Here is a 14076-nt window from a genome sequence, read left to right as displayed (position 1 = left end):
CTTTTTTAATTCTTCTGAATACTTCCGATGTTTACTAATTAATTTTACATTTGCTTTCATATAAATTGACTCTAAGTGGTCAACCTATATCAGGGACGTACAAAGCACCAAGCTCCAAGTACCAAGTACCAAGCACCAAGTACCAAGTACCAAGCACCAAGTACCAAGTACCAAGTACCAAGCACCAAATTCCAAAAGCTAAATTCCAGCTTAACAATCACTTCTAGTTACTTAACACTTCATAAAGCACGGGCTTACTCGGTGAGGCGTCGTTGACAAAGGAGGCCATTTGTAAATTTAAAAAATAAGTGCCGTCTTTGATGTCGTTTTTTACATATATAAATTCGGTGATAGTGGCGTTTTTTCGTGGTTTGTCAGGGTAATTCCAGAAAGCACGATGTGCCAGTAAATCACCGTCGTCTTTTTCACGGTCAACGGAGGGCAGGTCGATAAGCAGGTGCTCCACGCCAATATCACGAAGATATAAGGCTGCATCTTCCAACAGATACGGCCAGTTTGAATGTGAATAGTGTTTGAAGCGTTTTTCCAGTGTGTTGGGAATGGTGCGAATCACGAGGGCTTGTGGTGTCTTATCTTTTAAAGCTTTTTCGATTTGTTTTTTGGAGATGACTTTGTCTTCTTTTCCCAAGGATTCAGGGGCCACCGTGATGACTTCTGCAAGAAAGAAAAACTGTTTCAGGGCTTTGTTCACTGAAAAAAATTCTTCTGAGATATGGCCATAGCACTCCGTGTGAGTGCCATGGGCGTGGGGATTAAAATAAATATTATTAAAATTAACAGAAGACCCTTCACTCACTTTGGCTACCCAGCCGTCGTCTTCGACCGGTTCTATTTTAGGCTGCCCGATATACCAGGCGTTGGGGTTTTTATCGCTTGCGACTAGGGGTATGGAGATATCCAATGGTTTTGATAAATCGATGGTGTATACTTTTTTGTAGATTTGGATAGAGGTCTTCATGAATATGCTTTAGAAGTTACCCAAAGATAATTTTTTTATCAGACATGATAAACAAAATAAAAAAGACCGTTATTAAACGGCCTTTTGTTTTCAAATTTCATTGAAATTATTAAGAGTTTATTCTAACAAGGTACTTTAAAAAGTTCCCATTTTTGCACGAAACTCTCCATTTGTCACGATAATATCGTCTAAGGGCGGTTGGTTAATAGTCCCATCTATATTATTATCGCTTGCTGTAAATTCAAAAGTGCCGCTAATGATGTCCATAGTTCCATTTTCAAGAACTCCTGTTTGAATTTCAGTAACAGTAAGGGTTCCTTGAACATCTCCTAATCCACCCCAGAGATATGGCAATGATTCAGGAGGCACATCGTAAGATTGAAACGCTACATAAAAATCAGCATTACCATCTATAAAATCATCAATATTACCTAATGTATATGTTCCAACAGTGAGAGGGTAATTAGCTCCTTCAGCTGAGGCAATATCTAACCTCCAAAAGGGATCTTCATCTGACGGCCTTGTGGTTGACCAATTTACAGTAGCACCTTCTTCAGGATTTGTATTTATAGCTACCAATGGATTTTCTCCTTCATAAAACCCTTGCTCAAGGCCACCTCCTGATAAATCAAAATTTGCATAAAGCTGTGTGCCTGAATCTCCATCAGAGTTTCCATCATCGCTGCTGCAAGCCATTAAAGTGCTTATTATACATACATAAAAAAATTGAAAGTACCTTTTTTTGCTTTTCATTGTTTTCGTTTTTATTGTTTGGTTTACTATTTTTAAAAATATTTGGATTGTTAAAATCCGTTCTTGTGCAAATATGACTTGGCTAAATGGTCTTTATCTAACTTCTTTTGCTATTCGAACGGTTAGTTTTGTCTTTGGTATAGAACTATGTGTAGATGGTTACTTCAAGATGTTTTTTCAAATTGAATACTTAAATAGTTTTAAAATAGTAAGATGAGCTTTGAGGACTTATAAGTTTAAAAAAAACAAATCACTCGAAATACCATCACTCAAAAATTTACCTTTTTTAGTGACCAGCAAGCTGTCACCGTCAAGATAGAGCAGGTGTTCTTCCAGGTACTTTTGTACTTGTTTTAGTAGATATTCCTTGTATTTAACACCAAATTCTTTTTCTACTCGATTCACAGAAACGCCCCACATCGTGCGCAGTCCTGTCATTACATATTCGTTGTAACGGTCAGCTTTAGTTAGGGTTTCTGTTTCTGAGGGGAGCTCGTTTTTTTCGATGGATTTAATATACAACGAATTGTTGCGCAGGTTCCAGCTTCGGGTAGTTCCATCGAAGGAATGTGCTGAAGGACCAATGCCCAGATAGGGTTTTCCCTGCCAGTATGCGGTATTGTTTTTACTGAAATAACCTTCCTTGCCAAAATTTGAAAGTTCGTAATGCACAAACCCTTTTCGCGTAAGCGTGTCTATCAAGGTATGGAAATGTTGTTCGGCCAGTTCTTCGTCAATTGGCGGGACGATGCCTTTTTTGATAAAACTGTCCAATGCGGTTTTCGGTTCCACTGTAAGGGCATAACTGGAAATATGCGGAATGCCAAATGATAGTGCTTTTTCGATGTTTTGTTGCCAGCGCTTGTTGGACAACCCGGGAATGCCATAAATTAAATCCAGGGAAATATTGTCAAAATAGCGGGTGGCTAATGTCAAACATTCTTCAGCTTCTGCGGCATTGTGAGCGCGGTTCATCAACTTTAAATCTTCTTCAAAAAAAGATTGGATGCCGATGCTCAACCGGTTAATGGACGAATCTGAGAGCTGTTTTATTTTTTCTTCGGTCAGATCATCGGGATTAGCCTCGAGGGTTACTTCGACAGGCTCAGCAACCGTATAATGCTCAAAAATTGTTTTGAAAATTTGGTCGAGTTCTTCCCGTGTTAACAAACTGGGTGTGCCGCCGCCAAAGTAGATTGTTTCAATGGTGCCTTTTATTTCATCTTTTCGTAAAACGAGCTCGCGGCAAAGTGCCTCCACCAGTTCTGTTTTCTTTTTCAGCGAGGTGGAAAAATGAAAGTCGCAGTAGTGACAAGCTTGCTTGCAGAATGGGATATGTATGTAAATTCCTGAGATGGCTTTGAATTTTTTGGATTATTGATAATGATTGTTGAATTGAGGGGCAAATTTTCTCTTTCTAACCAAATTTCTTTTGAATGCTATACAAAATGAATAACCCACTAAACCAAAAATGAGTACTACAAAAAACCAAATAAACTTATTATTTCTTCTTTTAAAAGGTGTAAGGTATAGTTCTCTCGCATAGTAATACAAAAAGCCCAGCCTTAAAATTAAAACCAATTGTGAAAAAATAATAATGTTCATTGACAACTACTTTTTAACCCGTCCCTCATTCTGCTTCACAAAAGCCCCCCATCCGGTGTAGCTTTTTTTACCGGTGGTTTTTCCCATATTGTAGAAATGGCACACGGCTGCTGCGAGTCCGTCTGTGGAGTCGAGGTTTTTGGGGAGTTCTTTCAGTTCCAAAAGGCTTTGCAGCATTTTGGCGACTTGTTCTTTACTGGCATTTCCGTTGCCGGTGATGGCCATTTTGATTTTCTTTGGGGAATATTCAGTAATGGGAATTTGCCTTGAAAGTCCGGCAGCCATTGCTACACCTTGCGCTCTTCCGAGCTTTAGCATTGACTGGACATTTTTCCCAAAAAAAGGTGCTTCAATGGCGATTTCATCCGGGTGATAGGTGTCGATTAACTCAATGGTGCGTTCAAAAATAAGTTTTAACTTGACGTAATGGTCGTCATATTTTTTGAGTTGGAGTTCATTGAGCTGTATAAACTGCATTTTTTTTTGCACTATTTTTATAATGCCAAAACCCATTATGGTGGTTCCGGGGTCGATGCCTAATATAATTTTTTCAGTGTTCAAGAAATATAGTACTTTGGTTACTGCTTATGGGTACCTACAAATCTAAACAATATCTGTTTGTCCTGCTAAAAGTAATCGTGGTAATTGCGGCATTGACTTTTATTTACCAGAGGCTAAACGTTCAAGAGGTTTTTACAGGAGGAGGTTTTAAGGAAAACCTGCTTTCTTCCCGATTATTTGAGGTTTCAAATATCACTCTGCTTTTTTTCCTTTCCTTTTTAAACTGGTTTTTTGAAATTTTGAAATGGCAGGTTTTGGCAGGAAGACTGAAAAATATTTCTATTTCCGAAAGCACCCAACACGTTTTAACGGCACATACCTCATCGATTTTCACACCCTTTAAAATTGGTGAATATGGTGCAAAAACACTCTATTTTGCCAAAAAACAAGCAAAAAAGGTTGTTTTTTTAAACTTTTTGGGCAATATGGCGCAAATGAGTGCCACCTTGGTTTTTGGGATTATGGGCTTGTTTTTCTTTATAAAATGGAATTTTTCGCAATGGCTTGATTTGTATGTTTTTATTGTTACTCTGGGCTTGTTGTTCCTTTTTATAGGAAGGCGGTGGATATCAATTGGAAAAATGAAAATTAAAGGATTTTCCTTAAAAAAAATCGCTGAATTTATCAATAGCATTCCGACAAGCGACCGAATAAAAATACTGAGTTTCAGTGTGGCGCGTTATGTTTTTTTCTCGCTGCAGTTTTGCTTTTTGCTTGCCTTGTTTACGCCTGTCGTCTGGGTTGAAGTTTTGCCTTTGATTTCTACGATGTATCTTTTGAGTAGTTTGCTGCCGGTGTTGCAGCTTTTTGATTTTGCCGTAAAAGGAGGGATCGCCGTGTTAGTTTTTAGTGCTATTTCAGCAGAAATTGTGGTTTCAGTAGCTTTTATCATGTGGTTGTTGAACGCGATGCTTCCTGCCTTGGTGGGGTCTTGGTTTGTACTTTCGTTTGATACGAAAAAACTTTTAAAACCGGTTGCAAAATGATCTGGTTTCTCCTTATATCAATTGGGCTGTATGTGATTTTAATGGGATTTTTCGGAATTGGTTTTTTTCAGTTGAAAGCGTTTACTGCCCAAAAGGGAAGCCCCAAGACTACTTTCACTTTGGTCATTCCCTTTCGCAATGAAGCCGAAAATCTTCCGGTTTTGATGCAATCCCTTTTATCACTGAAATATCCAGATGAACACATAGAAATATTTTTTATCAATGATGCCTCTGAAGATGCTTCCGCAGCCATTATTCAGGAATTTATATTAAAAAACAAACCGGTTAATTGGAAGATCCTGGAAAACGAACGAAAAAGTTATTCTCCCAAAAAGGACGCCATCACAATGGCCGTCTCCAAAGCAACACACGATTGGATTTTCACAACTGATGCCGATTGTATTCTTCCAGAAAACTTGTTTAAAAATCTGGATGCGTTTCTTCAAAACACCCCCTCAAAACTAATTGCCGGGCCGGTTCTGGCCATTCCTGAAAACCGTTTTTTTATCGGTCATTACCAGCTTTTGGAAAGCATGACCCTAGCCGGGGTGACCATGGGTGCTTTTGGAATGGGGGAGCCTTTGATGTGTAACGGTGCACACCTGGCGTATGAAAAGTCAGCATTTGAAGCTGTAAATGGGTTTGAGGGCAATGACCATATTGCCAGTGGTGATGATTTGTTTTTATTGGAGAAGATGCAGGCCATATTTCCCGGTGAGGTTCATTTTTTAAAAAATAATGCGCAGGTTGTTTACACCAAAACAGAACGCTACTGGTCTGCTGTTGTACAACAACGGGTGCGGTGGGCGGCAAAAACATCGGGCTATAAAAGTCTCTTCAGTAAATTTACCGGCATTGTTGTGCTTGTAGCCAATGTGAGTATTCTTATTGGTTTTTGGCTGCTTTTTCAATCAGAAAACGGGATTGTATTTTTAATGCTCATTTTATTGAAATGGGGAGTTGATGAGGTTTTTGTCTATCAGGTGAATACTTTTTTTAAACGCGAAATTAATTGGTTGTACTTACGATTGATGGCATTTTTATATCCTGTTTTGACTTTGTATATAGTTCTTAAGGCTTTGTTTGGAAATTACTACTGGAAAGGAAGGACGTTTAAAAAATGATTTTTAAATCAAATTATTTTTTACCTTAGCTAAAATTATGCCCTATGAAAACCTTCAAAAATGTATTGATTCTTTGTACTTTTCTGTTTACCGCAGGTGCATTTGCTCAGCAAAACTACACTGTTAACGGAAACACCTATTCCCTGAAAACAGAAGTGGAAGGCCCCATCACTTTACTTTGGAATGTTATAGACAATGAATACCGTTATTTTGCCAAAAAAGGCAATGAAATTATCGAACTCAAAAATACGCGTATTAACGGTAAGTATCAAGAAGAATATAAGGCAACACTTCGTCAGTTAACTACAGATCATCCGGTGGATCCTTCAAAAACCAATATAACCTTACCTGGTTTGAGAGCTTATATCAACCAATATAATACACTTGCTGACCCTAATTTTGAAGAGAAAACGACGCAGTTTGAACTGGAAACCCGTTTGGGTGTTTTTGCCGGAATTTCAAATAATACTTCCACTACAAATCCTGAAAATGTCTTTGCTCCTTTAGCTGGGTTGGAATTTGAAATTACTGATAATGTGGTTTTAAAAAGACATTCCATTGTTTTGCAATTCAGGCATTCATTTAAAGCCGATGAGTATGACTTGACTTTTTCACAAATAGCCCTTAATTATCGATTTAAGTTTATTTACAGCGAAAAAATTGCTGTTTTTGCTCAAGCAAAACTTTTTACGCTCACTTTTAGTACACTTGACGAAAATAATGCTGAAGGACTTGAAGATCTGAAAAACACATCCCTGAATGCACCCCTTGGTTTAGGTTTAGGAATGGATTATAAATTAGGGAATGGTTATTTAACGCTGGGTGTCAACGATTTGGTTTCTCCCGGAATTGATGCTAACGATGAGTTTTCTATGGATGTGACTTTAGGGTATAAATTCAGTCTTTAATAAGCTTCTGTTTGAACAAGTAAAGGAACTGTAAACTGAGTGTTCACAGGTACTCCTCTTTTAAGTGCGGGCGCTACCCTTTCAAGGGTTTTAATGCTTTCAATAAGTTGGCTTTGAAGTTCTGGAAAAGTGGCAAAGGTCAAAGAGTCCCCTTCGATTTCAATAATATTTACCTGGCTTGTATTTGTAATTTCAAAATGAATAAAAAGGGTATCGAAAATGGTTTCATTGCTAATAAATTCTTCATTTTGAATAAATTCAAGTATATGTTTGTGAAGAGTTGTTTCAAAACATGTTTTTTGTTCTGTTTTGGAATCGTTTTCGTCACAATTTGAAAACAGGGGGTAGGTGTCTACTTCGTCCCAGGTAATGGTTTTTAGTTCATCTTCTAAAAACTCTTCTGAAGTTTTTTTTGGAGTTAAAAACCGATCACACGAGCTGAAAATTAAGATTAATAAAAGAATAAGGCTCCCTTTTTTCATGCCATTGCAATATGGACGAAAATTACAATTTTTTAAGAGAACTATTGATACAGTTTAAAAAACTATGATTTCTTCCATTCGTTTTTGGGCATGGTACCAAAAATATAATCCCATAAGGGTGAAGAAACCCCAAAAGCGCGATCTGGTTCTCGGTAATGATGGGTAAGATGGTGTTCCCAAATTATTTTTAAAAAGTTTTTCGGCATCTTAAAGACATGAATGGCGTAATGAATGGCGAGATATGTAGAGTAGCCCATTAAAAAACCCGATAAAAATCCAAAGACATAATTGCCCATTACAGCGCGGTAGATTATGAAGAACAAAGTTGATATGATGAGGCTGAGAACCGGTGGCATTGCGAGACGTTTTTATCTTTTGGATAATCGTGATGTATACCGTGCATTGTATAGGTCATTTTTTTAGAGCGCTCTGTAGTAGGTTCGATATGATATAGATAGCGGTGCATCAGGTATTCTACCAGAGTGAAGACCAAAAAGCCCAACACAAACAAAAAAATCATAAAGGGCAATTCAAATCCTTTTTCTACTATTCCATAATAAAAAAGCACGCCTACTATAAAAGTAAAAATGCATAAAGGTGCGGCAATGTGGGTCTGGGTTAGTTTTTCCAATACCGGGTTTTTAAACAAAGGCACTGAGGCTGAAGGGTCACGACGTTTTTTGCTCTTTTTCTCCATTAACAACTTTTGTAATTGGCTGTATAAAGTTACTAAAGAATGAAAAATAAATTTTTAAGAAGTTGTTAAAATCATTCTGAATCCATATGAATTTCCTTTTTGATATCAGCCATGCGTTGTGCTGCAAGAAGGCGGTATTTTCCTGATTCACCAAAGGCTTTCAAGTAGATTTCATATTGTTTTAAAATGGTTTTTTTGTTATTGAAAAAGTTATCTGAAGTAGTGGCAATTCTATACCTGAAGAATTCATTCCCGGGATATTTTTTAGAAGCTTCATTCAGTATTTCCAATGCTGTTTTGTATTTTTTTTGACGGTGGTAAAGTTCAAATAAGGAGGTGTATTCTTGTTCTAATTGCGGCTCTTTGAGAAGCATGGCAATTTCAAGGTGTCTTTGGGCTTTTTCATAGTAATGAAGTGCCATAAAAGAAGTTGCAATTTCATAATGGGCCTCAGGGTTTTTATCATTATAATCGTTGATGGCGATGGTATAATGCTCAATCGATTTTTCAAAATCTAATACCTGTGCATATGCAAACCCTAATTTTAGATACACATTTTCTGACGGGCGATTCAATTCTAAAAGTTTGTTATACCCTGCAATAGCTTTATGAAAATCCTTTTGATAAAAATGGTTGAGGGCTTTTAGGTTCGAAAGCTGAAAATGGGTGTCGTCTATTTTTAATGTTTGTGTTAAAATAGTATCTGCCTGCTCAAAGACCTTATTTTTTATTTTGTCAGTAACCACTTTAACAGCCGCCGGCAGATGGTTTGGGTCTAACCGGTATGCTTTTTCAAAATATTCAATCGCTAAGCTATCGCTTTGCTGCTCTTTCAGTAAACCCATTTGATAAGGGAAGTTGGGATTTAAGGAGTCTGTGGCTATTAATGTGTTTAGAATCTCCTCAGCTTGCTTGTTTTTTGCTGTTTTTCGAAGCAGTTTGGAATACTCATACGCCAGAAAAATGTCTTCGGGATACCTGTCAAAAAGCTTTTCATAATGGGCTAAGGCGCTTTTTAAATTCCCGGTTTGCTCATAGCTTTTGGCAAGTTTGTGTTGTTGCTCTTTGCTTTCGGGTGTTTGTTTGAGGTGCTGAATGGCTTTGCTATAATTACCCAATGAAAAATAGCTGTCAGCAAGGTTTTTGTGCTCTTGGGCTTGCGATACTAATGAAATAAATAGTAAATAAAACCACAATCTTTTCATTTTATTTAGGAATTTCAAATATAATTGGTACTGAATACAATACCGAAACTGACTTATCTTCGTGTTTTCCAGGAGTCAAAAGTGGTATTAAGTTCATTACCCTAATTGCTTCCTGTACAAACGGCTCATAGGGCGCACGCGCTACAACATTGCTTAATTCACCCTCTTGATTGATTGTAAATTGCACTGAAATCCGCTGCTTTCCATTCAATCCTGAGTCTTTTGCTACACTTGTATCAAAGTTTTCAGAAATGAGTTTTGTAATTTTATCAGAGAAACATTCTTTAAGTTCTTCATTGGTAGACAAATTTTCACAACCCGGATAGATGGGTGCTTGATCTATGATAGCAAAGGGTACATCTAAAGGATAGTCTTTTCCATCTTCTACCTGTTCAATTTCTACAATTGTTTGAAGGCCATCATTTTGTGAATTATCTGTTTGACTTTGTTCACAAGATGAAATTGCGACAAATAGCGTTAGTAGTGGTAACAATAAAGCAAACTTAAAAAGCTGGATTTTCCTTGATTTTGTTTTGTGTAACATAACGATTCGTTTTTTGATTAATGAAGGATTAAAAAAAGTATTTATAAATGAAACGGTGTGCGTTTGAAATACTTCCGAGAGTAGGTTTTGATAATAGGATGTTTTTTCTGTTTGTGAAAGCACTTCAGCATCTGCAATGTATTCATGTACGGTTGCAATACGCTTTTGATAGAGATACACCAGTGGATTGAACCAAAAGACAATGCGCAGTAGTTCAAAATAAAGCAGGTCTACATAATGCTTTTGTTTTACATGAACTCGTTCGTGCGCCAGGATGTACTTTTTGTTTTTTTGGTTTAGGCTTTCACCTAAAAAGATGGTGCCTGCAAATGAAAATGCGTCGGTGCTGTTTGGTACATGAACAATTGTGGTGTTTTCTAAGGTTTCTTGTTTTCCCTTTCGCTTCAGCTGTCTGATTTTAAAGAGTTTCCAGACGAAAAGCAGGGTGCTAATCACAATCCCTGTGAGTAAAATGATTTCAATAGTGGATGGTGCAGCACTTGTAACTAGCGGGTTGTTGTGTATTGCATTGATTGCGGTTCCTATGGTTATTTCAGGTAAAGACACTATTAAATTTTGAGGGACGGCAGTTTGTAATGCCTCGATTTTAATGAAGGGTAATAATAAGGCTATGATGGGAGTGCCTAATAAATAGACACGGTTCCATTGAAAAAAGGTTTCTTTTTTCAATAACACTTCATAAAGTATCAAAAACACCAGTTGGAATGCGATGGTTTGTAAGATATATGTTGTCATTTTTCCGGGTTTTTGTTGATTTGTTCTAAAATTTCTTCTAGCTCTTTGGTGGAAACTTCGTTGTTTTTTACAAAAAACGAAACCATACTTTTAAACGAACCCTGGAAATAGTTTTCCATCAGTTTGTTGATAGATTGATTGCTGTAGGTTTCCTTTTCGATTGCCGGGAAGTATATATGGCCACGGCCTTCTTTTCGGTAGTTGACAAAACCTTTGCTTTCCAGGATGCGCACAATAGTGGAAACCGTATTGTATGCCGGTTTGGGCTCCGGAAATTCATCAACAATGGCGGCGACATTTCCTTCTTGCAAGTCCCAGAGGATTTGCATGACTTCTTCTTCTGCTTTGGTGAGTTGCTTCATTTTAAATTCTTGAATAGTGATCTATTTTTATTTTCCATTCATTGTCTTCTTTTACCCAAACCAGGGTAAAACGAACATCAGATTGAAAGGCTTTGTTTTCGTGATAAAATTGTAGTCTTGAGATGCCTCGCTGGATAACAGTACTTCCATAATCGATAATCTCAACATTTTCAAGTTCCCATTTGATATGCCTGCCCTGAAGGTTTTCCCAATATGCTGTAATGGCTTCCCGGCCTTTAATTTCTGTGCTATTGCCAACTATTATACCATCGCGGGTATAATGTTCTGCAATTCTTGCCAATTCTCCTTTATTATATGCTTTTTCCATGGTGCGATTCACCTCTAATATTTCATCTTGAATTGTTTGTGAAACACAAAGTGTCGCCATAAAAAAGGATACTATGCACATGGTTTTACTCATAACGGATGTAAATATAACTAAAAAATTAGTTTAAACTAATATTTTAGTTATATTTTTTTATGTAACCAAATAAGAGTAAATTAGACTTATTCAAAAAAAACGATGGACTTATTTCTATTATTCCTTTCATTATTGCTGGTTTTACTGGGCATTGCCGGAAGTTTTTTGCCGGTATTGCCGGGCCCCATCACAGGTTGGTTGGGTTTATTGACATTTCATCTTGCAAAAGTGGTTCCTATGAATTATACATTTTTGACAATCACCTTTTTGGTGGCGGCATTAATGATCATACTGGATTACATCATCCCTATTATGGGAACGAAGCGTTATGGTGGGAGCAAGTATGGAATGATAGGGGCAAGCATAGGGCTTGTTGTTGGGCTTATTGCGCCCATTCCATTTGGTGTTATTATCGGGCCTTTTGTAGGTGCTTTTATCGGTGAATTATTGAAAAAAAGTACGACAAGAAATGCCTTACGTTCTGCGTTTGGTTCTTTTTTGGGGTTTCTAGCCTCTACTTTTATGAAGTTTATCGTGTCGATGGCCTTTTTGCTACTATATTTATGGAAAACCTATCAACACTGGCATTTGTTTTTTAATTAAATACCGGTATATCAAAAAGGATGCTTTGTTGTTTAAATAAAGTGACCGCTAATTGAAGGTCTTGGTTTTTACTGTTAATTGCTGAAGGATTTTCAAAGAGTGTTTGCAATTGTTTTTTCATAGCTTCATCATTGTATTCAATTAAAAACTCATCACCATTCAATGTTAGTAAGCAATCTTTTTTCCCCTCTTTAATCTCAAGCATTGGGTTGACTGTTACGCTTCTTGGCCTGTCTTTATAAGCTTTTTGAAGCACTTTGTAGAGGGCTTCCAGTACCCGCTCAACAGTCACAGATGTTAAACAAATTCTGTGTTCACAATTGAGTATTACATCATAATTACATCGTAAGTTACACACCCCTTGTTTACCCCAAATGAGTTCGTTGTATTCTGCAAAACTTCCCCAACTTCCGGGACCCGTAGGACCATAAATCCCTACCGATGGCACATTAAAAGCTCCTGCCACGTGCGTGATACCGGCGTCGTTGCCTATGTGAAACAATGCTCCGGCCATGGCTTCACCCACATCTTCCATTCCTCCGGTTATATATTCTAAATGGGTCAATTCTTTTGAAAAATAGCTTTCAATATCCGGGTCATCTGGTCCTTTAATGATTTTGCATTTCAGGTTGGGAAAAATTTCGTGTAAACGCTCAATGAGTGCTGCATATTTTTCAGTGGGCCAAATTTTTAAAAGAAATCCGGCACCATGATGTACTACATAATATTTTTCTTTGGGATTTGAATTTCGTTTGAAGTAAGGATAGCGTTCCAGATGATTATCTATATTTCTATGAAGCTTGGACACGGTATCAATATAGTGCTGAATTGCATGTTGCTTTACTTTTTTATGTGTGGGATATTTTAAAGCGTGTGGTAAATCATACCCCCTGAATGCGGGATAATTTCCCAATTCGTAAACATTATCATATTGGTTTTCGGTTGTTCTGGCAACCGTTTCATCAACTACAGTAACTTTGTCTAAGTGTTTTTTGAAAAATGAGACCAAACGCGGAGCAACGGCAAAGTCGACTTGTTCTGAAACATCAACCAATTTATTAATGGCCGGTATTGCAAAAAAGATATCACCCAGTCCGCCATAACTTTTATAAACCAGTACCTTTCCTAAGTTTTTTTGTTCTTGTTTTTCCTCCTTTTTTTCTAAAATTCCTTTGATGGCATCCCAGAAATTTTCGGGTGCCTGTTTTATTTCCCGGATTGCTTTTTCTTTGTTGTTTGGATAAAAATCAAAGGAAAAAGTACCAATGCGGTCATTGGTAATCATTTCGCAACCTGAAAGAAAGGCTTCTGCGGCCAGTCTCCCTGAGGGCTCAGGCCAAACGGGTTTACAGATAAATTGCTTTGTTTTTCCTAAAATTTCCAGGACTTTTTCATTTGCAACTGGCTTATGAAATGAAATATTTTCAGGTATTTCCCTTCGTAGGCGATTTTCACCATACACTATGAATTTTAATTCGGGGTGTTCAAAGGCATAATCTACAAAGGGATCTCCACCTTTTAAATAGTTTAAATCACCAAAGAAGGGAATGGTATGGTCTTGTTTAAAAGGTGATGGTTTTAGTTTTTCAACCTGAACCGTGGGTGGCATAATCAAATGTTTTGTTACAGCTTCACCATAAAACTTATAATGAGAAGAATAATGTTTGGGTGATTGAAAAATATTCAGTTTTGAGTTTGCAAAGAGTTTTCTGTATAGATGAAACTTATCTGTATTGCAGCAGCTTTTTACACTTCGATCCACGGTGCATAAAATATTTCGTCGTATACAAAAATTATAATCATATTCAACTTTAATATATGGTATAGAAGAGTCAATTAAAAATTGTAAAAGTTCCAGTTCAAAACTGCACCTCGAAGTGCTGTTAAGGACAATAAGGTTTGTATTTTCAATTACTTTTTTTGTTTTTTCAAGGTTTCTCAACAAGTCGACAGAAACTGTATAGCCTTTCTCTTCTCCAAGCTGCATCAACTCTTTAATTGTGAGTTCTGCCCCCCGGGGTGTATTTATATCAGTGTCGTGAAGAAAAACAATTGATTTCAATAAAGAGTATTGTAAAATGTTTTGTTAG

The 14076-nt window shown here is 37.1% G+C and carries 16 protein-coding genes; 4 read left to right on the top strand and 12 right to left on the bottom strand.

Annotated features, from left to right (window positions below; translation table 11 throughout):
• Nucleotides 1-223: 223 nt before the first annotated feature.
• From IEV69_RS06730 to ruvC, 4 genes are all read right to left on the bottom strand, one after another.
• Nucleotides 224-979, bottom strand: a complete 756-nt coding sequence (locus tag IEV69_RS06730; protein ID WP_188440768.1) for a cyclase family protein — start codon at nt 977-979, stop codon at nt 224-226.
• A gap of 135 nt (nt 980-1114) precedes the next feature.
• On the bottom strand, nt 1115-1732 hold the full coding sequence (locus IEV69_RS06725; protein ID WP_188440766.1) for a hypothetical protein: 618 nt from the start codon (nt 1730-1732) through the stop codon (nt 1115-1117).
• Between the two features lie 228 nt (nt 1733-1960).
• Entirely contained in the window at nt 1961-3088 is a 1128-nt protein-coding gene (gene hemW / locus IEV69_RS06720; protein ID WP_188440807.1) for a radical SAM family heme chaperone HemW, read from the bottom strand.
• Between the two features lie 255 nt (nt 3089-3343).
• A complete protein-coding gene (gene ruvC, locus IEV69_RS06715; RefSeq protein WP_188440764.1) occupies nt 3344-3898 on the bottom strand; it encodes a crossover junction endodeoxyribonuclease RuvC in 555 nt (184 codons plus the stop codon).
• A gap of 26 nt (nt 3899-3924) precedes the next feature.
• Here ruvC and IEV69_RS06710 point away from each other — a divergent pair, with 26 nt between their 5' ends.
• From IEV69_RS06710 to IEV69_RS06700, 3 genes are read left to right on the top strand one after another with little or no spacing between them, the layout of a single operon-like run.
• Complete coding sequence (locus IEV69_RS06710) at nt 3925-4884, top strand: hypothetical protein (protein WP_188440762.1); 960 nt, start codon at nt 3925-3927, stop codon at nt 4882-4884.
• On the top strand, nt 4881-6008 hold the full coding sequence (locus IEV69_RS06705; RefSeq protein WP_188440760.1) for a glycosyltransferase family 2 protein: 1128 nt from the start codon (nt 4881-4883) through the stop codon (nt 6006-6008). The genes IEV69_RS06710 and IEV69_RS06705 overlap by 4 nt, the downstream gene beginning before the upstream one ends.
• Nucleotides 6009-6052: 44 nt before the next feature.
• A complete protein-coding gene (locus tag IEV69_RS06700; RefSeq protein WP_188440758.1) occupies nt 6053-6916 on the top strand; it encodes a hypothetical protein in 864 nt (287 codons plus the stop codon).
• Here IEV69_RS06700 and IEV69_RS06695 read toward each other — a convergent pair.
• From IEV69_RS06695 to IEV69_RS06670, 7 genes are all read right to left on the bottom strand, one after another.
• Nucleotides 6913-7398, bottom strand: a complete 486-nt coding sequence (locus IEV69_RS06695) for a hypothetical protein (protein WP_188440756.1) — start codon at nt 7396-7398, stop codon at nt 6913-6915. The two genes, IEV69_RS06700 and IEV69_RS06695, sit on opposite strands and share 4 nt — an antisense overlap.
• Before the next feature lie 62 nt (nt 7399-7460).
• The gene (locus tag IEV69_RS13885) at nt 7461-7694 is read right to left on the bottom strand and encodes a sterol desaturase family protein (protein WP_229741381.1); all 234 of its coding nucleotides are present in this window, start codon (nt 7692-7694) and stop codon (nt 7461-7463) included.
• A gap of 14 nt (nt 7695-7708) precedes the next feature.
• Nucleotides 7709-8095: a sterol desaturase family protein gene (locus IEV69_RS13880; RefSeq protein ID WP_229741378.1), complete on the bottom strand. Its 387-nt coding sequence runs from the start codon at nt 8093-8095 to the stop codon at nt 7709-7711.
• Between the two features lie 71 nt (nt 8096-8166).
• Complete coding sequence (locus IEV69_RS06685; protein WP_188440754.1) at nt 8167-9300, bottom strand: tetratricopeptide repeat protein; 1134 nt, start codon at nt 9298-9300, stop codon at nt 8167-8169.
• A gap of 1 nt (nt 9301) precedes the next feature.
• A complete protein-coding gene (locus tag IEV69_RS06680; protein WP_188440752.1) occupies nt 9302-10600 on the bottom strand; it encodes a M56 family metallopeptidase in 1299 nt (432 codons plus the stop codon).
• Nucleotides 10597-10962, bottom strand: coding sequence for a BlaI/MecI/CopY family transcriptional regulator (locus IEV69_RS06675; RefSeq protein WP_188440750.1), 366 nt, complete (start codon nt 10960-10962; stop codon nt 10597-10599). The genes IEV69_RS06680 and IEV69_RS06675 overlap by 4 nt, the downstream gene beginning before the upstream one ends.
• A gap of 1 nt (nt 10963) precedes the next feature.
• On the bottom strand, nt 10964-11371 hold the full coding sequence (locus IEV69_RS06670; protein ID WP_188440748.1) for a YybH family protein: 408 nt from the start codon (nt 11369-11371) through the stop codon (nt 10964-10966).
• A 114-nt stretch (nt 11372-11485) separates the two neighbouring features.
• On the opposite strand from IEV69_RS06670, the gene IEV69_RS06665 reads away from it, so the two are divergent.
• Nucleotides 11486-11986 (top strand): DUF456 domain-containing protein, encoded by a 501-nt coding sequence (locus tag IEV69_RS06665; protein ID WP_188440746.1) that lies wholly within the window; start codon nt 11486-11488, stop codon nt 11984-11986.
• On the opposite strand, the gene IEV69_RS06660 is transcribed toward IEV69_RS06665, so the two are convergent.
• On the bottom strand, nt 11979-14048 hold the full coding sequence (locus IEV69_RS06660; RefSeq protein WP_188440744.1) for a glycosyltransferase family 9 protein: 2070 nt from the start codon (nt 14046-14048) through the stop codon (nt 11979-11981). The two genes, IEV69_RS06665 and IEV69_RS06660, sit on opposite strands and share 8 nt — an antisense overlap.
• Nucleotides 14049-14076: the final 28 nt, after the last annotated feature.

The sequence above is a fragment of the Planktosalinus lacus genome, assembly GCF_014640155.1.
Classification (GTDB): Bacteria; Bacteroidota; Bacteroidia; order Flavobacteriales; family Flavobacteriaceae; genus Planktosalinus; species Planktosalinus lacus.
This window is presented reverse-complemented; position numbering and strand designations above follow the sequence as displayed.

What these genes read in the sequence shown, in the direction of transcription:
- IEV69_RS06730 (WP_188440768.1), bottom strand. Translation starts at nt 979, where the DNA reads ATGAAGACCTCTATCCAAATCTACAAAAAAGTATACACCATCGATTTA.
- IEV69_RS06725 (WP_188440766.1), bottom strand. Translation starts at nt 1,732, where the DNA reads ATGAAAAGCAAAAAAAGGTACTTTCAATTTTTTTATGTATGTATAATA.
- IEV69_RS06710 (WP_188440762.1), top strand. Translation starts at nt 3,925, where the DNA reads ATGGGTACCTACAAATCTAAACAATATCTGTTTGTCCTGCTAAAAGTA.
- IEV69_RS06705 (WP_188440760.1), top strand. Translation starts at nt 4,881, where the DNA reads ATGATCTGGTTTCTCCTTATATCAATTGGGCTGTATGTGATTTTAATG.
- IEV69_RS06700 (WP_188440758.1), top strand. Translation starts at nt 6,053, where the DNA reads ATGAAAACCTTCAAAAATGTATTGATTCTTTGTACTTTTCTGTTTACC.
- IEV69_RS06695 (WP_188440756.1), bottom strand. Translation starts at nt 7,398, where the DNA reads ATGAAAAAAGGGAGCCTTATTCTTTTATTAATCTTAATTTTCAGCTCG.
- IEV69_RS13885 (WP_229741381.1), bottom strand. Translation starts at nt 7,694, where the DNA reads ATGGGCAATTATGTCTTTGGATTTTTATCGGGTTTTTTAATGGGCTAC.
- IEV69_RS13880 (WP_229741378.1), bottom strand. Translation starts at nt 8,095, where the DNA reads ATGGAGAAAAAGAGCAAAAAACGTCGTGACCCTTCAGCCTCAGTGCCT.
- IEV69_RS06685 (WP_188440754.1), bottom strand. Translation starts at nt 9,300, where the DNA reads ATGAAAAGATTGTGGTTTTATTTACTATTTATTTCATTAGTATCGCAA.
- IEV69_RS06680 (WP_188440752.1), bottom strand. Translation starts at nt 10,600, where the DNA reads ATGACAACATATATCTTACAAACCATCGCATTCCAACTGGTGTTTTTG.
- IEV69_RS06675 (WP_188440750.1), bottom strand. Translation starts at nt 10,962, where the DNA reads ATGAAGCAACTCACCAAAGCAGAAGAAGAAGTCATGCAAATCCTCTGG.
- IEV69_RS06670 (WP_188440748.1), bottom strand. Translation starts at nt 11,371, where the DNA reads ATGTGCATAGTATCCTTTTTTATGGCGACACTTTGTGTTTCACAAACA.
- IEV69_RS06665 (WP_188440746.1), top strand. Translation starts at nt 11,486, where the DNA reads ATGGACTTATTTCTATTATTCCTTTCATTATTGCTGGTTTTACTGGGC.